We start from the raw sequence: 18,899 nt of genomic DNA, 5'->3' as shown, positions 1-18,899 counted from the left end.
GAGGCACCTCCCGGAGGAGCACCGTCGGCTGGGATACCGTCTCTGCTTGGGGAGGGGTTGCCAACCTCGGGTAGAGGGGGTGGACGCGGTGGCCGGTCCGAAGGCTCGCACGAACCGCGCCGCAGCCCTGCACCGTCGGGCGGCGGCCGTCGCGACCGCGGCCGCCGGAATCCTGGACGAGACGCGGCCGGCTCCGGCCGATCAGCGTCGCCAGTACGAGGTGGCTGATCGGCTACGGACGGCTGCGGCCCTGCTGGCGCCGGGCTGGTCGGGCGCGGCACTGGACTCGCTCACCGTAAACTCGCCGGCCGGTGATGGTCCGCCGCCGTTCGTTCGGGTCGGTACCGCGGCGCCGTTGGACGACGCTCGTTTCCCCGCGTTGGTTCCGCTTGTCGGCACAGGTCACCTCAGCGTGGACGCTGACGCGCGGGAGCCGCGGGTTGCGGGGTTGCTCCGGGCCGTACTTTTGCGGTTGTTGGGTGCGGCACCGGCGGGTGCCCTGCTGATTCGCGCGGTGGATGCCACCGGAGCGGTGCTGACGCCGTTCGGGGCACTCGCGGATGCTGGCCTGCTACCGCCGCCGGCGGTGGACGTGGCGGGTCTGCGCGCGGTACTGACCGAGGCGGAGCAGTGGGTGACGCCGGGGGCGAGTGGGCGACGCCGTCACGATCGGACGCTGTTGCTGGTGGTGGCCGCGCTGCCGGAGTCGACCGGCCCGACCGATCTGGCGCGCATCGAGACGTTGGCCGAGCAGGGCCCGGCCGCTGGGCTGCACCTGGTGGTGGCGGGTTGGCCGCCCGCCGGCCCGTACTCGGCCCGGGCGCCGCTGCCGCACACCACTTCGCTGGTGCTGCGGAATGCGTACGCGCTGCTCGGCGATCCGCCGGGGGCGTCGTTCGCCGGGCCGGGCGCCGATCCGCCGGGTGGTCTGAACTCGCCGGTCTTCGTCGAGTCGGACCCGCCGGCCGAGCTGGTCGACGCGGTCTGTCGGCGGCTCGCCGAGCAGGTGGAGGCGGGTTCCCGGTTGGCGTTGGGTGCTCTGCTGCCGCCGACGGGTGAGCGACTGTGGGAATCGGCCTCGGCCGAGGGGCTGACCACGACCGTCGGCGATGCCGGGGGCCGGTCGGTGCCGCTGGGCTTCACCGAGTTGACCCCGCACTGGCTGGTGAGTGGCCGGTCCGCAGCCGGCCGGGCGGCGTTCCTGACCACCGCGCTGCTGGGCCTGGCTGCCCGGTACGGCCCGGACGACCTGGCGTTCTACCTGGCGGATCTGGGCGACGGCGAGTCCTTTGTGGAGTTTTTGCAGACCGAGCGGGACCGGTCGTGGGTTCCACAGGTGCGCGCGGCCGCGATGGCCGCCGACCGGGAGTACGTCCGGGATCTGCTGGACGAGTTGACGGCCGAGGTCCAGCGCCGCACGGAGGCGGGCGCTCGGGCCGGGGGGCAACGCTTCGCGGAGCTGCGTCAGCACCAGCCGCTGCCGCGGATCGTCTGTGTGGTGGACAATGTGCCGCTGCTCTTCGCCGAGCGGGACCGGCTGGCCGCCGAGGTGGCCGCCCAGTTGGACGGGCTGGCCCGGGCGGGTCGGGCGTACGGCGTGCACCTGGTCCTGGCGGGCGCGGGCGAGTTGGGGCTGAGTGCGCGCGCGGATGCTGGTCATCGGGATTCGGTGCTCGGGCAGTTTCCGGTACGGGTGGCGCTGCCGGGTGGCAGTCCGGTGTTGGAGCCGACGAACGACTCGGCGGCCGGTCTGCCGGTGGGCAGCGCGGTGGTGAACACGGCCGGCGGGCTCGGCGGCCCACGGGGTGCGATCCGGGGTCACGAACGGTTGATCCGTCACCCGGACCCGCAGGATCATCCGGAGGCCGTGGAGAAGCTGCGGCACGAGTTGTGGGCGGCCCGTCCGGCCGGGTCGGTGCCGCCGGTGGTCTTCGCGGGTTACGCCCGGCCGCTGCTGGGCAACGATCCGCGTCACCGGGCGGCCCTGGCGGGACAGGCACACGGACCGGCGGCTCTGCTGGGCCGGGCGGTGGACGTGGCCCGCTCGACGGTCGCGGTGCCGCTGGGTCCGGCGGCCGGGCGCAACCTCGCGGTGTTGGGCTCGGGCACCGCGGCGGGCGGCCTGTTGGCGACGGCGGCGCGGAGCACGTCGGCTCACCACGCACCGGGCAGTGCCCGCTTCCTGGTGGCGGCACCGGATCCGGGCGCCCGGGCCCTGGCGGAGGCGTTGACCGCCGATCTGGCGACCCGGCATTCGGCCCAGTTGGTGGATCTGCCAACGCTGCTCGCGGACGCGGCCGACGAACTGCCCACGTACCTGGTGGTCTTCGGGCTGGATCGGCCGGGTCCTCGGGAGTTGCCGGTGGACCGGTTGCGGTCGCTCCTGCGGGACGGGCCTCCGGCGGGGAGGCATCTGCTGGGCTGGTGGCGTGCGGTTCCGCCGTTCGCCGCGTTGTTCGAGCCGTCTGGCGAGGTCGACAAGCTGGCAGCGGTGGCCGTGCTGGACGTGCCGGTCGCGCAGCTCACAGCGGTCTTCGGTCGGCCGGTCGAGTGGCAGGTGCGCCCCGACCGGGCGGTGCTCTGGGACGGCCCGGACGAGCGGGGCACCGTCCTGGTGCCGTTCGCCGACGAGGCCGGCTGATCAGGTGGCGCGCGTGGAGGGTGTCGAGGTGGATCCGATCGCGACGGTGACCGGGCCGGGGCGGCAGCGGGCAGCTGCGGCGACCGGGGACGCCACGCCGCGGGCGGTCGATCCCAGCATGGCCTGGACGGAGTATCTTGCGGCCGCCCGCCAGCTGGACGGGGTACGCCGGGGCGCGGCTGCCGCCGCCGGTGAGCAGGCCCGGTCGGCGGAGGCCGCCCGGGAGGAGTTGACTGTGGTCCGTACCGGGCTGGCGAGTCAGCAGGAACGGCTGCGCGAGTTGGGCGTACCGGCGATCTCCCTGGTGCCGTCACCGCCGGAGCTGACCGAGGCGGCCCGGTCGATGGCGGGTGGCCCGGCGGCGGTGCTGGCGGCGCTGCGGACCGCGCGTGGTTGGGCCGAGGCGGCGGACGCGGCGCTGGCGGCGCGCCGCCGGATCCGGCCCGGGTCCTGGCCCGCGCGAGCGCGCAATCTCCTGGTGTACGGGCCGTTCGCGCTGCTGGTGCCGCTGATCCAGGTGGTGGTTCTGGCGGCGACGGGGGTGGGACCGGCCACCGTGGCGGCGTTGATCTGCGGGCTGCCGATGCCGGCGGTCGCGTTTGTCGCCGGTTGGATCGGCATTGGGCGGTTGTTCCGGGCCAGCCCCACCGAGCGGCTGGACCGTACGGTGCGTTTCGGCGCGTTGGTGTGTCTGGTGCCGGCGGTGCTGGCCACGGCCGGCCTGCTGCTGGCCCTGCTCGCCGGCTGACGGACACTCTGCGGGAACGCAGCGGCCGGCAGCCCCGGAGGGGGCGGCCGGCCGTCGTGCATCGGGTGTCAGCGGGGGATGATCAGCGCCATCGCCTCGGCCCGCGACTTGGAGTCCGTCTGCAGGATGCCGCGTACGGCCGACGTGATGGTCTTGGCACCGGATTTCTGGATGCCGCGCATCGCCATGCACATGTGTTCGCATTCGAGCACGACGACGACGCCGCGTGGTGCGAGTTTGCTCATCAGCAGGTCGGCGACCTGCGACGTGAGCCGCTCCTGCACCTGCGGACGACGGGCGAAGACCTCGACGAGTCGGGCCAGCTTGGACAGGCCGGTGATCCGCCCATCGGGGCCCGGGATGTAGCCGATGTGCGCGCTGCCCCGGAAGGGCAGCAGGTGGTGCTCACAGAGGCTCATCACGTCGATGTCCCGGACGATGACCAGCTCTTCGTGGTTGGCCTCGAAGGTGGTGCTGAGCACCTGGGCCGGGTCGACCCGCAGGCCGGCGAAGAGTTCGGCGTACGCACGGGCGACCCGGGCCGGGGTCTGCTGGAGTCCGTCGCGGTCCGGGTCCTCGCCGACCGCGATCAGGATCTCGCGGACTGCCTTCTCGATCCGGCCCAGGTCGACGGCGTCCTCGACGGGGCGGCCGGTCAGCTTGCCGCTGATCAGCCGCGCGGCCACGTAGTCCAGCTCGTCGTCGCCGTCGGGTTCGGTCGCGGAGACGGCCAGCTCCCGGTGGGGGGAGCTGGCCGTCGGGTCGTTGCTCAGTGCGTGCCGTCCGAGTTGTTGGACGGCGCACCGCCGCCGACCGACGCCTGCGCGCCGTCGGCCTCGGCCTGCGCCTTGAGCTTGTCCTTCTCCGCAGGGGTGAGCACGGGCGGCTCGGTGGAGGGCTGGCGCTTGCCGAAGCCGTTGTACGGCGCCAGCGGCGGGCGCTTGACCACCCGGGAGCAGATCCGCGCCATGTCGGCCGTGGAGAGGGTTTCCTTCTCCATCAGCTCGAGCACGATGTTGTCCAGGACGTCCCGGTACTCCACCAGGATCTCCCAGGCCTCGTCGTGCGCCAGCTCGACCAGTGCCCGCATCTCGCCGTCGATCTCGGCGGCCACCGAGTCCGAGTAGTCCCGCTCGTGGCCCATGTTGCGGCCGAGGAACGGCTCGTCCCCGCTGGTGCCGTACTTGATCGCGCCGAGCTTGGAGCTCATTCCGTACTGGGTGATCATCGCGCGGGCCAGTTGGGTGGCCTTCTCGATGTCGTTGCCGGCACCGGTGGTCGGCTCGTGGAAGACCAGTTCCTCGGCGGCCCGACCGCCCAGCGCGTACGCCAGGGTGTCGATCATTTCGGCGCGCGTCTGGGTGTACTTGTCTTCGGTCGGGAGCACCAGGGTGTGGCCCAGCGAGCGGCCACGGGACAGGATCGTCACCTTGTGCACCGGCGCGGCGTGCGGCAGCGCCCAGGCGACCAGCGCGTGCCCACCCTCGTGGTACGCGGTGATCTTCTTTTCGTTGTCGCTCATCACGCGGGTCCGTCGCTGCGGACCGGCGACCACCCGGTCGATCGACTCTTCCAGCGAGTCGTTGGAGATCGCCCGCTGCTCCTTACGAGCGGTGAGCAGGGCCGACTCGTTGATCACGTTGGCCAGGTCGGCGCCGCTGAAACCCGGCGTACGACGGGCCACCGCGTCGAGGTCGACGTCCGGCGTGAACGGCTTGCCCTTGGCGTGCACCCGCAGGATGGCCTTGCGGCCCTCCATGTCGGGGGCGTCCACCGGGATCTGCCTGTCGAACCGGCCCGGGCGCAGCAGCGCCGGATCGAGGATGTCCGGCCGGTTGGTGGCCGCGATCAGGATGACCCCGCCCTTGGTGTCGAAGCCGTCCATCTCGACGAGCAGCTGGTTGAGCGTCTGCTCCCGCTCGTCGTGGCCGCCGCCCATGCCGGCGCCACGGTGCCGGCCGACGGCGTCGATCTCGTCGACGAAGACGATCGCCGGGGCGTTCGTCTTGGCCTGCTCGAACAGGTCACGGACCCGGCTGGCGCCGACGCCGACGAACATCTCGACGAAGTCGGAGCCGGAGATGGAGTAGAAGGGCACCCCGGCCTCGCCGGCGACCGCGCGGGCCAGCAGCGTCTTGCCGGTGCCGGGCGGGCCGAACAGCAGCACGCCCTTCGGGATCTTGGCGCCCAGGGCCTGGTACTTGGCCGGGTTCTGCAGGAAGTCCTTGATCTCGTACAGCTCTTCGACGGCCTCCTCGGCACCCGCGACGTCCGCGAAGGTCGTCTTCGGAGTGTCCTTGGTGATCATCTTGGCCTTGGACTTGCCGAAGTTGAGCACCCGGGAGCCGCCGCCCTGCATCTGCGACATGAAGAACAGCAGCAGGAGCACGAGCAGCGCGATCGGCAGCAGGTTTACCAGCAGGCTCACCCAGATGCTGTCCGAGGAGACCTTGGCGTCGGCCGGGCCGGTGACCCGGTTGTTCGCCTTGGCGTCCAGCACCTCGTTCCAGATCTGGTCGCCAGCCTGGTACGGGAACTGGGCCTCGATCTTGTTGGTCTCGGTCTTACCGAACTTGGTCTTCTGGGCCAGGTCCAGCTGGAGCGTCTGCTCCTTGTCCTGGAAGACCACCTTGTTGATCTTGGCGGTGTGCAGTTGATCGAGCGCAACGGAAGTGTCCACGCGGTGGTAGCTGGGACCACTGGTGAACAGCTGACTGAGCACAACGGCGCCGAGGATGACCAGGATGATCCAGACCACCGGTCGGCGGAAGAAACGCGTACGTTCCATACTGTTGTCGAGCGCCGGAGCGCCCGCATCCTCCTGATCGACGTCCTGACCGTCTGATGGTGTCGCCGCGTTGAGCGGCAGCCGGAGCCGCCGTGCGGGCCGGCCTCGACCCCGAGGCGCGAAAACTACCGCGCCGCGGTCATTCGACGGTACACCGTGTACGCGAGGAGTGAGCTTGCGAGCCCCGCAGTCGTGCACCATCAAAAGACCGTGTACGCCAGCAGCGAACCTGCGAGCCTCCGCACTCTGCGCGCCTTCGACATCGACGACACGCACCGTGGGCAGGCCCACCAGCCCCGCAGCCAACGTACGGCGAGTCCGGGTGGAAGCCGGCGTGGCGGGGAGTCCGGCTCGGCCACCCGAGCGCCCGGTCACGCGATCGAGAGGGTCGAGCGCGGAGAAACCTCCGGGCCACCGTGCTACACGGTAACCGCATCAGCTGAGAGCGCGCTGAACGTCGGCTTGATGGATGCCGATGCAATTCGGGCTCATGTCGACCGGCGGGCCGTCGCGATGGGTCGGGCCCGGCGTCAGGAGCGGGCGTAGACCTCGGGCTTGAGCACCCCGACGTACGGCAGCTCCCGGTAGCGCTCAGCGAAGTCGAGACCGTACCCGACCACGAACTCGGTGGGGATGTCGAAGCCGACGTACTTCACCGGAACCGGCACCTTCACCGCGTCCGGCTTGCGGAACAGGGCGACCACCTCGACGCTCGCCGCCGAGCGCGACTCGAGGTAGCGCAGCAGCCAGGAGAGCGTGAGCCCGGAGTCGACGATGTCCTCGACGACGACCACGTGCCGACCGGCGATGTCCCGGTCCAGATCCTTGAGGATGCGGACCACCCCGGAGGAGGTGGTGCCCTGGCCGTAGGACGAGATGGCCATGAAGTCGAGCTCCGCCGGCGGGCCGTTGCGGCCCAGCGCCCGGGCGAAGTCCGCCATGAACATCACCGCGCCCTTGAGTACGCACACCAGCAGCAGCCCGTCGCCCACGTGGGCGTAGTCGGCGGAGACCTGCTTGGCCAGCTCCGCCGTCTTCTCGCGGATCTGCGCCTCGGAGATGATCACGTGGTCGATGTCGGCGTCGTACCAGGAGCCGTCAGCCATGACTCCTAGCCTGCCGTACGTCGGATGGCCTCCGTCGGCGGGGCCGCACCTTTTGGCGCGGTCCCGCCGAGGATTTTCTGCGCAAATAACGCTAATCACATCAATTGGTACGTGACCGCCAGCGGCGGCCATCGTCGCTCGGCTTCCAGTCGGCCGAATCGTGGCTGTCGGCGGTGAGGCCGGCCGCCGAGGCGGCGGCGAGGAGGACGAGGAACAGGAGGATGAACAGGAACTCCATGGCGGCGCTCGCTTTCGCATGATTGCTGTGGGTTTCGCCGCCGGTGCGCACCGGACTGAGACCAGTCTGCGACCTCACGAAGCGACCGGACAGTGGCAGGAATGCCGTTGGTCATCGATTTACTGCCACCTGTCGGGTTACCCTCGTCACATGCTGCGGTCCGTTGCCGTCCTCGCCCTCGACCAGGTCGCTCCCTTCGAGCTCGGCGTGCTCGCCGAGGTGTTCGGCACCGACCGGACAGCCGACGGTTTCCCCGCCTACCGCTTCCAGGTGTGCAGCCCGGACGGCGCTCCCGTGCGTACCTCGTCCGGCTTCCACCTCACCCCGCACGCCGACCTCGGCCCGGTCGACGAGGCCGACCTGGTGGCCATCCCCGCGCACAGCCAGGGCACCGCCGTCCCCGGCCCGGTGCTCGACGCGCTCCGCCGGGCCGACGCCCGCGGAGCGCACCTGTTCAGCGTCTGCTCCGGAGCCTTCCTGCTCGGCGAGGCTGGGCTGCTGGACGACCGCGAGTGCACTACCCACTGGCGGTACGTGGACGAGCTGCAACGCCGGCACCCGCGCGCCCGGGTGCGGTGCAACTCGCTCTACGTCCAGGACGGCCGGCTGCTCACCAGCGCCGGCACGGCGGCCGGCATCGACGCGTGCCTGCACCTGATCCGCCAGGAGCACGGCTCGGCCACCGCGACCCGGCTGGCCCGGCGGATGGTGGTCCCGCCGCACCGCGACGGCGGTCAGTCCCAGTACGTCGAGGCGCCCATCCCGAAGGCGCCCGAGGCACCCACCCTCGAGCCGGTGCTGGAGTGGCTGATGGGCCACCTGGACCGGACGATCACCGTGGAGGAGTTGGCCGCCCGCGCCGGCATGGCGCCCCGCACGTTCGCCCGCCGGTTCCGCGCCGAGACCGGCACCACCCCGCACGACTGGCTCACCAACCAGCGGGTGCTGCTCGCCCGGCGGCTGCTGGAGGAGACCCCGTTGAGCGTGGAGGCAGTGGCCGACCAGTCCGGCTTCGGCGACGCGGCCGCGTTGCGTCACCACTTCAGTCGCCGGGTCGGTGCCACCCCACACAGCTACCGGACCACATTCCGGGACCGGGCGCACAGCGGCTGAGACCGGCCGCAGGTCAGGCGGGGCGCACCGATGCCAGCCGGCCGTCGCGGCGGAGCACCCGGACACCGCCGGGCAGATCGGCCGGACCCTGACCGTGCCAATCGGTCACCAGGGCCTCCAGGGCGGCGACGTGCCGGTGCGACAGGGCACCGGGCAGCGCGCCCAACTCGCGGGCCCAGGAGTGCAGCACCCGGCTGCGGACGGCGGGAACCAGGCCGAGCAGCGCCGACACGGACAGCCCTCCGTCGGGGCACCGGGCCGCCGCCAGCGCCGTCCCCGCCAACTCGTCGAGCGCGGCGTTGTCGGCGGCCACCAGCCGGGCGGTCCGCGCAAGGTTGTCCACCACGCCCGGCCCGAGCGCCCGCACCAGCGCCGGCAGCAGGTCGCCCCGCACCCTCGACCGGGCGTACGACGGGTCGCTGTTGTGCGGATCCTGCCATGGGCTCAGCCCGAGGACGGCGCAGGCGGCGCGCGTCTGCTCCCGACCGATCTCGAGCAGCGGACGCAGCAGTGGCACCCCGCCCAGATCGCGTCGGGCGGGCATCCCGGCCAGCCCTCGTGGGCCGGCGCCCCGGGCGAGCGCGAGCAGCACCGTCTCCGCCTGGTCGTCACGGGTGTGCCCGGTGAGCACGGCGACGGCGTTCTGCTGCCGGGCCGCCTCGGTCAGCGCCTGGTAGCGGGCCTCGCGGGCGGCCGCCTCCGGCCCGCCGGGACGCCCGGCCACTTCCACCCGGACCACCGTCGCCGACGCGAAACCGACCCCTCGCCCCCAGGTGGCCACCGCCTCGGCGCGCTCCGCGGAGCCGTCCTGCAAGCGGTGGTCGACGGTGACGAGCGTCGCGTCGCGGCCCAGCCGCGGCGCCACGAAGACGGTGGCCTCCGCGAGCGCGAGCGAGTCGGCACCACCGGAGCAGGCGACCAGCACCGGACCGCCGGACGGCAGACCGGTCAGGGCGCGGCGGACCGCCACCCGGATCGCGGCCACCGGCGGAGCGAGCGCGGCCACCGGCGGGTGGTCAGCCAGCGGCCGGGATGGTGCCGGCCGGGCCGTGCACCCGGGCGACCCAGGCGTCCGGGTCACCCAACTCCGACAGTCGAGGCAGGGTCAGCGGCGAGTTGAAGATCGAGTTGAACCCGTCCATGCCGACGCGTTCCACCACCCCGTGCACGAACTTGCGCCCCTCGGCGTACTGGCGCATCTTGACGTCCACCCCGAGCAGCCGGCGGATCGCCTTCTCCAGCGGGTTGCCCGCCTCCCGTCGTCGGTTGAACGACGCCCGGATCCGCTCCACGCTCGGGATCACCTGCGGGCCGACGCCGTCCATCACGAACTCGGCGTGCCCCTCCAGCAGGGTCATCAACGCGGTGAGCCGGTCCAGTACGGCCCGCTGTGCCGGGGTCTGCACGATGTCCAGCACGCTGGTGCGGCTCTCCGAGTCACGGACCGCGTCGGACAACGTGGCCACCCCGCGCCGCAACCGCTCGACAAGGTGCTCGCTTCCGCTGGACGAGGCGTCGACGAACGCCTGCACCTCGCTGAGGAAGTAGGCCCGCATCCACGGCACGGCCGTGAACTGGGTGCGGTGGGTGACCTCGTGCAGACACACCCAGAGCCGGAAATCCCGAGGGTCGGCGCCGAGCTTGCGCTCCACCTCGACGATGTTCGGTGCGACCAGCAGCAGCTGGCCCGGGTCGGCCGAGAAGACCTCGTACTGGCCGAGCACCCGGCCGGAGAGGTAGGCCAGCACCGTCCCGGCCTGCACCCCGGTGAGCCGGGACCCGATCGCCTCGGTCAGCGCGCCCGGTTGCTTGTCGCCGGAGAGCCGACTCACCAGCGGTGTGATCACCTCGCGGAGACCGGCGATGTTCGTCGCGGCCCAGTCGCGGCGATCGACCACCCGGACCGGCGGGTGCGACACCTGCGCCCGCAACCCCGTGTAGTCGGCCACGTGCCCGGCCGCCTCCTCGGTCAGCCGACGCAGGTCGCCGACCACGTCGGTGGCTTCCGCGTACGACACGCGGGGGCCAGACTTGCTCAACGCCCCCGCCGTGGCGGCGGCCAGATCCCAGTCCACGAACTGCGCCATGAACCCACCGTACCCGCGCCGCGACACCCCGGCCCGGGCTCGCGCCCTCGATCGACGCCGATGGCGACCGCGTCGCCCCCGAACCGGCGACTGTCAGCCGCAGCCGCAACCGGCCAACGCGGCGGCGATCCGGTCCAGTGCCGGCTGGGCGGTGTCCCGGTCACCCGGCACCTTGTCGGTGAGCACCGCGAAGGTCAACAGCCGACCATCGGCGGTGGTGACCAGGCCCGCGACGGAGTGCACGCCGGTCAGGGTGCCGGTCTTGGCCCGGACGCTGCCCGCGCCCGCGGCGGTGCCCGCGGCGGTGCGGTAGCGCTCGTTGAGGGTCCCGGACCAGCCGCCCACCGGCAGACCGCCGAAGACGCCGGCCAGCTCCGGATGGTCCGGGCTGGCGGCCAAGCGGATCAGATCGGTCAGCAGCGACGGGCTGATCCGGTTGAGCCGGGACAGGCCGCTGCCGTCGGAGACGCTGATCTCGTCGGCCGGCAGGCCCAGCTCCGCCACCTCGGCGTCCATGGCGGCGGCGCCGCCGTCGAACGAGGCGGGCTGACCGCGGGCCAACGCGACCTGCCGGGCGAGCGCCTCGGCCACCAGGTTGTCGCTCTCGCTGATCATGACGTCGACCAGCCGGATCAGCGGCGGAGACTGCACCACGCCCAGTTCGGTACCCGGTGCCGGGCTGGGACCGGCCGCCGCCTGAGGCGGGGCCGCGCCCCGCTTCACGGAGTCGGTCGGCACCCCGAGCAACCGGGCGAACGCCTTGCCGGCGGCCAGGTCCGGTTCGGCGAACCGCGGGGCGGAGCCGTGCTCGACGCCCGGGTCGGTACGCGCGCCGTCGGTCATCAACGCGGTCACCGCGCCACCCGAACCGCCGGTGGGGATGTCGTCGTCCCAGCCAGGGCCGTAGACCGGGCCGGAGTAGACCGAACCATCGACTGTGACACTGGTCGGGGGCGTGCCGCCGAGCGCGGTACGCACCTGGGCGGCCAGGTCGTCGAGGCGCGCCGCCCCCGGGTAGTAACCCTTCTTGTTGATCGCGAGGGTCGGGTCGCCGCCCCCGACGATCACCACCTCGCCGGCCTTCGCGCCGGCCACGGCACGGGTGGGAATCCGGTAGCCGGGGCCCCGGGCCGCCAGCACTGTCACAGCGGTCGCCAGCTTCGTCACCGAGGCGGGCACGGTGCCGTCGTCCGCCCCCTTGGCGAACAGCGTCTGACCGGTGATCACGTCGGCGACCGAGACGTTCACCCGGTCGCCCAGGGTGGCGACGCCGACCAGTGGATCAAGCACGGCCCGAACCCCGTCCGGGGTGGGCACCGGGGCGTTCGAGTCCGGGCCGCCCAGCACGTCCGACGGAGCGGGTTCCGGAGTCACGCCGACCGCGTTCGGCCCGGACCTGGCGTCGTCGCCCAGCCACCCGGCGACCGGGCCGGGACGGGTGATCACGACTCCGACGCTGACGAGCACCAACAGGAGCACGGCGGCCAGCACCACCGGCAGCCGCCTCCGGCGGCGCGGCGCGGCGGGTGCGGGTGCGGGCGCGGCGTCGGCGGGTGCCGGCAACGCGGAGATCGGCGGGCCCACCGGGGGGACGCCGCCGGGGCCGGGGGCAGTCGGCCCGGGAGCGAACGACGGGCTGAGCGGCGCAGGACTGACCGGGACCGTGGCACTGCCGCGTGGCGGGCCGCTCACCGGTTGCTCACCGTTGGCTACCGGGAAGTGACCCGCGTTCGGAGCGGGCGGCACCGGCCCGGCCGGCGGGCGCCAGGGCAGCGGCGGGGGCCGCTCGGGCACCGTCTCCGCTGCCGGGGTCGGTGCTTCGGGAGCCCGTGGGAGGTGCGCCTCCGGCACCGGGACCCGCCCCTTGGCACTGCCGGAGCCGGATCGTCCGGTACCGTGCGCGGAGCCCCCGTCCGGGCGGTAGTGTGAATCTTCCCTCCCCACGACCCCCTCCTCCCCCAGCGAAAATCGGCTTGGGTGACACTACTTCGGTCCGAAGACTATGCGGCGGCCGGAGTCGGCGGGTGGGCATTCACCTGTCCGGAGGGCCGCCATTGGTTCCGTTAGCCAGCGTGGGCAGACGAGGGAGCGTGCAGATGGATTTCGACGTGACGGTTGAGATCCCCAAAGGTCACCGGAACAAGTACGAGGTGGACCACAAGACCGGCCGGATCCGGTTGGACCGCACCCTCTTCACCTCCACCCAGTACCCGGCCGACTACGGGTTCATCGAGGGCACGCTGGGTGAGGACGGCGACCCGCTGGACGCCCTCGTGCTGGTCCCCGAGCCGACCTTCCCGGGTTGTCTGATCCGCTGCCGCACCATCGGCATGTTCCGGATGACCGACGAGAAGGGCGGGGACGACAAGGTCCTCTGCGTGCCCTACGAGGACCCCCGCCAGGAGCACCTGCGCGACATCCACCACCTGGGCGAGTTCGACCGCCTGGAGATCCAGCACTTCTTCGAGGTCTACAAGGACCTGGAGCCCGGCAAGTCGGTGGAGGGCGCGACCTGGGTCGGCCGCACCGAGGCCGAGGCCGAGATCCACGCCTCCTACCAGCGGGCCCGCGACGCCGAGGCGCGCGGCGAATCCATGCACTGATCGACTCTGACGCACCGGGCCCGGGGGCCGCTCAACCGAGCAGCCCCCGGGCCCGGTCGTACAGGTCGAGCACCGCGCAGGCGATCGGCACCACGGCGACCACCAGGGCCGTGTCGGTGAGGTCCGCGATCCTCCCGAGGTACGGCGAGACCGGCCGGCGGGCGTACCCGGTGCCGCTGGCGACCGCCACCAAGGCCAGCGCCGCCCCGCCCAGGACCAGCACCAACCGCCCGGTCTCGTCGGTCCGACCGACCAGCACGGCACCCAGCGCCGCGTAGCCGGCCAGCCCGGCGAGCACCGTCGGCACCCGGTGTCGCAGCGCCACGAACAGTCGCGACCGCAGCAGCAGCACGGCCGAGGTGACCGCCACCAGCACCCGACCGGGCGTGCCACCGGCGACCACGAGTACGACCGAGGTGGCCACCACCAGCAGCGCGTGGCCGATCAGCATCCCGGTGAGCATCTCCTCGGTGCGGATCACCGCAGCGTGCACCCGGCCCCGGTCCGGCAGGTCCCGCACCCGCTCCGGCTCCTCCGCGGGGGTGGCGGCCGGCAGGGTGATCGGCGGCAGGGGCAGCTTTCCCAGCCGGATGGCCAGCAGTGGTATCACGCCGACGGCGAAGACCAGTGCGCTGAGCAGCACCGCCGCCGTACCGGCCGTTGTCATCAGCAGCCCACCGAGCGCGGCCCCCGCGCCCATCAGGCCGACAGTGACACCGGCCACGAAGACCCGCAGCCGACTGGCCACCCCGAGGAGACCGATCAACGCCGCCAGCAGCAGCGCGACCGAGCCGGCCAGCAGTTCGGCAGCGCCCACCCAGCGGGCCGGTCCGAACGGCCCGACCGGGTCGCCGGAGCCGACGGCCAGGGCACCGGCAGTGAACGCGTAGGGCAGCGCGTAGCCGCCGAGCGTCGCCCCGGCGACGCCGTCGCCGTTGGCGCGGGAGGCGACAGTGCCGGCCACGGTGAGCACCAGCGCCACCGCGACGGCCACCAGCCAGCCGGCCCGGTGCGTCGGGCCACCGGCGAGCAGCGCCAGCAGCCCGACCGCGAGTGGCACGGCGGCACCGGCCAGACCGGCTGCCCGGGTGGCGGTGGGCGACCAGGCGCCGCCCCGGCGGCGAGCACCGTCGGCGATCGCCTCGATGACGTCGTCGTACTCCAACTCGGGCCAGTGCGCGCGGGCCGGCACGAGGTGCAGCACCTCACCGTCGCGCACCCCCTGCGGCAGCAGCGCCTGTGCGGTCACCAGCAGCGCCCCGTCGGTGCGGCGGAGCACCCAACCGCCGTGCTGCTCGCCGTCGTCGGCCAGCCCGACACCGGCGTGCCGGAGCACGTCGGGCAGCAGCTCAGCCAGGGGCACCTGCTCCGGCAGGGCGACGTCCACCCGTCGTTGCGGCGCGCTGATGGTGACGCGTGCCAGCCCGGTAGTCATCGACTGGTCTCCATATCGAGGGGGATCGGAGGCTGCGCGGACGACAGGACTTTACCTACCATGAGCCAGGCTCGGGTTACCCAGCGCTGTCAGGAGGCCGAGTGTCCACCGTCGTCATCAAGCGCCCACCGCGCCGACCAGCGCCGGAGATTCCCGCCGGTGAGCTGTCGGTCGACGCACCGCCGGAAATCCCCGTGGTGACCGGCGGGCGGTGGCAGCAACTGCTCATGTTGCTGCCCATGCTCGGCGGCACCGTCGCGATGGCGATGATGTTCGGCCGTGGAGGCGGGGCCTACTCGTACGTGGTGGGCGGCATGTTCGGGCTCTCCTCGTTGGCGATGCTTGTGACGTCCTGGGGCAGCGCCTCCGGCACTCCGAAGAAGTCCGAGATGATGGCCGCCCGCAGGGAGTACCTGCGCCACCTGGCCACGCTGCGGCGGCGGGTCCGGCGGACCGCGGGCCAGCAACGGGCCGGGCTCTACTACCGGCACCCGGATCCGGGCCGGCTCTGGTCGACGGTGGACAGCCACCGGGTCTGGGAGCGGCGCCCCGCCGACCCCGATTTCGCTGTGGTGCGGGTCGCCGTCGGGCCGCAGACACTGGCCACCCCACTGGTCCCACCGGTCACCCGGCCGCTGGAGGAGCTCGAGCCGATGACCGCCGGCGCGCTACGCCGCTTCCTGGACGCGTACTCAGTGGTGCCGGACCTGCCGGTGGCCCTGTCGCTGCGCAGCTTCGCCCGGGTGCACGTACGACCCGCCGGCCGCAGCCGGACGGCCACCCCGACCACCGGCGCGCCACCCACCGGCGACCCGGCGGCACAGGCGCTGGTCCGGGCCGTGCTGACCCAGCTGGCGGTCTTCCACGCCCCCGACGAGCTGCTCGTCGCGGTGTGCGCCGGGCCGGAGCGCCGCGCCTGCTGGGAGTGGGTGAAGTGGCTCCCGCACGCCCACCATCCCGGCCGCACCGACGCGCTCGGCCCGGTACGCCTGGTCACCAGCTCGGCCGCCGAGTTGGAGTCGCTGCTGGCCGACGTGCTGGCCACCCGGTCCCGGTTCAGCCCGGCCGGCCCCGCCACCGACGGCCCACACGTGGTGGTGGTCCTCGACGGCGGCGACCTGACCGGTGCCAGTGACCTGACCGGCGACGGCGGCATCGACGCGGTCACAGTGCTGGACCTGGACACCCCGCCGCCCCGACTGCTGGACCGGTACGCGCTGCTGCTGGAGTTGCACGGCCGGCGGCTGCACTCGCTGTCGACCGACGGGCACGCCGAGGTGGGCACCGCCGACCAGTTGGACCTGGCCGACGCCGAGGCGGTCGCCAGACGGTTGGCGCCGCTGCGGCTCGCCGGCGCGGCCCGCGGGCCGGACGCCCCGCTCCAGGCCGACCTGGGCCTCCCCGAGCTGCTCGGCCTCGGTGACCCGGAGAGCTTCACGGCGGAACAGGGCTGGCTGCCGCGCTCGGCACGGGACCGGTTGCGGGTGCCGATCGGGGTGGGCGCGGACGGCGGCGCCATCGAGCTGGACCTCAAGGAGTCCGCCCAGGACGGCATGGGTCCGCACGGCCTGCTCATCGGGGCGACCGGCTCCGGCAAGTCCGAGCTGCTCCGCACGCTGGTGCTGGGGCTCGCCGCCACGCACAGCTCCGAGCAGCTCAACTTCGTGCTCGTCGACTTCAAGGGTGGCGCCACCTTCACCTCGTTCGACCGGCTGCCGCACACCGCGGCCGTGATCACCAACCTGGCCGACGCGTTGCCCCTGGTCGATCGCATGGTGGACGCGATCAACGGGGAGTTGGTACGCCGCCAGGAGTTGCTGCGGCGGGCCGGCAACTTCGCCAGCGTGCGCGACTACGAGCGGGCCAGGGCGGCCGGCAGTCCCCTCGCCCCGCTGCCGTCGTTGCTGCTGATCTGCGACGAATTCTCGGAACTGCTCTCCGCCAAGCCCGACTTCATCGACCTGTTCGTGCAGATCGGCCGGCTGGGCCGGTCGCTCGGCGTGCACCTGCTGCTCGCCAGCCAGCGCCTGGAGGAGGGTCGGCTCCGCGGGTTGGACACCCACCTCTCGTACCGGATCGGGTTGCGCACCTTCTCGGCCCTGGAGTCCCGGACGGTGCTCGGCGTGGCGGACGCGCACGAGCTGCCCCGCTCACCGGGCCACGGCTACCTGCGTGCCGGCACCGACCCGCTGGCCCGGTTCAAGGCCGCGTACGTCTCCGGTGCCGTCCACCGTCGGGCCGCGCCGGGCGGTGTCGCCGCCGAGGGGGGCGCGCGGCTGCTCACCTTCACCACCCATGTCGTACCGGTGCCCGAGCCGGCGGCCCCGGTCGTGCCCGTCGTGGCGGAGGAGGAGGGCAGCAGGACGCTGCTCGACCTGCTGGTGGACCGGCTCGTCGGGCAGGGCCCGCCGGCGCACCAGGTCTGGCTCCCGCCGCTCGGCCAGCCGCCGGCCCTGGACGAGCTGCTCGGTCCGGTCGAGGTGCACCCGAAACGCGGGCTGACAGTGGGCAACCCGGAGCTGCACGGGGCACTCGGCGTGCCGATGGCGGTGGTGGACAAACCACTGGAGCAGCGCCGGGACCTGCTCTGGCTGGCGCTGGACGGCGCTGCCGGGCACGTCGCGGTGGTCGGTGCGCCGCAGAGCGGCAAGTCCACCGCCCTGCGCACGCTGATCTGCGCGCTGGCGCTCACCCACACACCGGCCGAGGTGCAGGTCTACTGCCTCGACTTCGGCGGCGGCGGGTTGGCCGCGCTGCGCGACCTTCCGCACGTCGGCGGGGTGACCGGCCGCGCCGACCCGACCGCCGTACGACGTACCGTCGGCGAGATGACCACCCTGCTGGTCGACCGGGAACGCCGCTTCGCCGAGCTGGGCGTGGAGTCGATGGCCGCGTACCGGCAGCGCCGAGCGGCAGCGGGGACGGTGGGCCAGCCGGGCACCGACCCGTACGGCGACGTGTTCCTGGTGATCGACGGGTGGACCACCATCCGCGGCGAGTACGACGACCTGGAGCCACTCGTCACCGACCTGGCCACCCGGGGTCTGTCGTACGGGCTGCACGTGGTCGCCACCGGGCTGCGCTGGCTGGATTTCCGCCCGGCGATCCGGGACCTGTTCGGCTCCCGGCTGGAGCTGCGCCTCGGTGACCCGGCCGACTCGTTGGTGGCCCGGCGTGCGGCCGCCAACGTGCCGGAGCGCTCCGGCCGAGGGGTGACAGCGGAGGGCCTGCACTTCCTCACCGCGCTTCCCCAGCTCGGTACCGCCGGCGGAGACACCGCCGACCTGGTCAAGAGGGCCGTCGACGGGTGGGTGGGTGCTCCGGCGCCCCGGGTGCGGCTGCTCCCGCCGGTGCTGCCGTACGCCAATCTGGACCTCACCTCGACGACCGGGCTGCGGCTGCCGATCGGGATCGCGGAGGCGGACCTGCGCCCGGTGTTGCTCGACTTCGCCACCGAGCCGCACTTCGTGGTCTTCGGGGACTCGGAGTGCGGCAAGTCGTCGTTCCTGCGCGCGCTGGCCACGTCGATCATCACCCGGTTCACTCCTGAGCAGGCCCGGGTGATCCTCGTCGACTACCGACGCAGCCTGCTCGGTGCCATCGAGACGCCACACCTGATCGGGTACGGCACCGCGGCGGCGCACACTGCCGACCTGGTCGAGTCGGCCGCCGGTTACCTGGAGCGGCGGGCTCCCGGACCGGAGGTCACCCCGCAGCAGTTGCGGGACCGGTCCTGGTGGTCCGGGCCGGAGCTGTTCGTGCTGGTGGACGACTACGACCTGGTGGCGGCGGGGCCGGCGAACCCGTTGCGCGCACTGGAGGAGCACCTGCCGCACGCCCGGGACATCGGGCTGCACCTGGTGCTGGCCCGCCGGTCCGGTGGGGCGAGCCGGGCCCAGTACGAGCCGATCGTGCAGCGCCTGCGGGAGCTGTCCACGGCCGGCCTGGTGATGGCGGGCAGCCCCGAGGAGGGCGCACTCGTCGGGCCGGTGCGACCCGGACCGCTGCCGCCGGGGCGTGGTCGGCTGGTCACCCGGCGGGAGGGCGTACGCCTCGTTCAGTTGGCACAACTGCCTCCGCAATGACCTGACTCGCCGGTTCTTCCCGTGACGGGTGGGGAAACCGGTAATCTCCGATCGT

13 protein-coding genes are annotated in these 18,899 nt (G+C 72.8%); 5 read left to right on the top strand and 8 right to left on the bottom strand.

Annotation, left to right across the window (positions count from 1 at the left end; translation table 11 throughout):
- Positions 1–79 precede the first annotated feature (79 nt).
- Positions 80–2,641, top strand: a complete 2,562-nt coding sequence (locus tag FB453_RS11570; protein WP_145789774.1) for an FtsK/SpoIIIE domain-containing protein — start codon at positions 80–82, stop codon at positions 2,639–2,641.
- 13 nt (positions 2,642–2,654) lie between these two features.
- Entirely contained in the window at positions 2,655–3,389 is a 735-nt protein-coding gene (locus FB453_RS11565; protein WP_486480239.1) for a hypothetical protein, read from the top strand.
- Between the two features lie 68 nt (positions 3,390–3,457).
- Here the strand turns inward: FB453_RS11565 and folE are convergent, their stop codons facing one another.
- The 4 genes from folE to FB453_RS34185 form a co-directional block, all read right to left on the bottom strand.
- Complete coding sequence (gene folE / locus FB453_RS11560) at positions 3,458–4,123, bottom strand: GTP cyclohydrolase I FolE (protein WP_030328001.1); 666 nt, start codon at positions 4,121–4,123, stop codon at positions 3,458–3,460.
- Positions 4,124–4,158: 35 nt separating this feature from the next.
- Positions 4,159–6,177: an ATP-dependent zinc metalloprotease FtsH gene (ftsH, locus tag FB453_RS11555; RefSeq protein WP_091403269.1), complete on the bottom strand. Its 2,019-nt coding sequence runs from the start codon at positions 6,175–6,177 to the stop codon at positions 4,159–4,161.
- Between the two features lie 530 nt (positions 6,178–6,707).
- Positions 6,708–7,283, bottom strand: coding sequence for a hypoxanthine phosphoribosyltransferase (gene hpt, locus FB453_RS11550; protein ID WP_112582849.1), 576 nt, complete (start codon positions 7,281–7,283; stop codon positions 6,708–6,710).
- 100 nt (positions 7,284–7,383) lie between these two features.
- Entirely contained in the window at positions 7,384–7,521 is a 138-nt protein-coding gene (locus FB453_RS34185; protein ID WP_167362448.1) for a hypothetical protein, read from the bottom strand.
- Positions 7,522–7,671: 150 nt separating this feature from the next.
- Between FB453_RS34185 and FB453_RS11545 the strand changes: the two genes are divergently transcribed.
- Positions 7,672–8,634, top strand: a complete 963-nt coding sequence (locus FB453_RS11545; protein WP_112582848.1) for a GlxA family transcriptional regulator — start codon at positions 7,672–7,674, stop codon at positions 8,632–8,634.
- A 13-nt stretch (positions 8,635–8,647) separates the two neighbouring features.
- Here the strand turns inward: FB453_RS11545 and tilS are convergent, their stop codons facing one another.
- The 3 genes from tilS to dacB form a co-directional block, all read right to left on the bottom strand.
- Positions 8,648–9,640, bottom strand: coding sequence for a tRNA lysidine(34) synthetase TilS (tilS, locus tag FB453_RS11540; RefSeq protein ID WP_145789772.1), 993 nt, complete (start codon positions 9,638–9,640; stop codon positions 8,648–8,650).
- Between the two features lie 10 nt (positions 9,641–9,650).
- Entirely contained in the window at positions 9,651–10,721 is a 1,071-nt protein-coding gene (locus FB453_RS11535; protein ID WP_145789768.1) for a zinc-dependent metalloprotease, read from the bottom strand.
- A gap of 93 nt (positions 10,722–10,814) precedes the next feature.
- Positions 10,815–12,293: a D-alanyl-D-alanine carboxypeptidase/D-alanyl-D-alanine endopeptidase gene (gene dacB / locus FB453_RS11530; protein WP_486480261.1), complete on the bottom strand. Its 1,479-nt coding sequence runs from the start codon at positions 12,291–12,293 to the stop codon at positions 10,815–10,817.
- 524 nt (positions 12,294–12,817) lie between these two features.
- On the opposite strand from dacB, the gene FB453_RS11525 reads away from it, so the two are divergent.
- A complete protein-coding gene (locus tag FB453_RS11525) occupies positions 12,818–13,324 on the top strand; it encodes an inorganic diphosphatase (protein ID WP_091403280.1) in 507 nt (168 codons plus the stop codon).
- A gap of 31 nt (positions 13,325–13,355) precedes the next feature.
- On the opposite strand, the gene eccD is transcribed toward FB453_RS11525, so the two are convergent.
- The gene (gene eccD, locus FB453_RS11520) at positions 13,356–14,759 is read right to left on the bottom strand and encodes a type VII secretion integral membrane protein EccD (RefSeq protein WP_145789763.1); all 1,404 of its coding nucleotides are present in this window, start codon (positions 14,757–14,759) and stop codon (positions 13,356–13,358) included.
- Between the two features lie 101 nt (positions 14,760–14,860).
- Here eccD and eccCa point away from each other — a divergent pair, with 101 nt between their 5' ends.
- On the top strand, positions 14,861–18,844 hold the full coding sequence (eccCa, locus tag FB453_RS11515; protein WP_145789761.1) for a type VII secretion protein EccCa: 3,984 nt from the start codon (positions 14,861–14,863) through the stop codon (positions 18,842–18,844).
- The last annotated feature ends 55 nt before the right edge of the window (positions 18,845–18,899 follow it).

The sequence above is a fragment of the Micromonospora sp. CNZ322 genome, from assembly GCF_007827755.1.
This window is presented reverse-complemented; position numbering and strand designations above follow the sequence as displayed.

What these genes read in the sequence shown, in the direction of transcription:
- ftsH (WP_091403269.1), bottom strand. Translation starts at nt 6,177, where the DNA reads ATGGAACGTACGCGTTTCTTCCGCCGACCGGTGGTCTGGATCATCCTG.
- hpt (WP_112582849.1), bottom strand. Translation starts at nt 7,283, where the DNA reads ATGGCTGACGGCTCCTGGTACGACGCCGACATCGACCACGTGATCATC.
- FB453_RS34185 (WP_167362448.1), bottom strand. Translation starts at nt 7,521, where the DNA reads ATGGAGTTCCTGTTCATCCTCCTGTTCCTCGTCCTCCTCGCCGCCGCC.
- FB453_RS11545 (WP_112582848.1), top strand. Translation starts at nt 7,672, where the DNA reads ATGCTGCGGTCCGTTGCCGTCCTCGCCCTCGACCAGGTCGCTCCCTTC.
- FB453_RS11535 (WP_145789768.1), bottom strand. Translation starts at nt 10,721, where the DNA reads ATGGCGCAGTTCGTGGACTGGGATCTGGCCGCCGCCACGGCGGGGGCG.
- FB453_RS11525 (WP_091403280.1), top strand. Translation starts at nt 12,818, where the DNA reads ATGGATTTCGACGTGACGGTTGAGATCCCCAAAGGTCACCGGAACAAG.
- eccD (WP_145789763.1), bottom strand. Translation starts at nt 14,759, where the DNA reads ATGACTACCGGGCTGGCACGCGTCACCATCAGCGCGCCGCAACGACGG.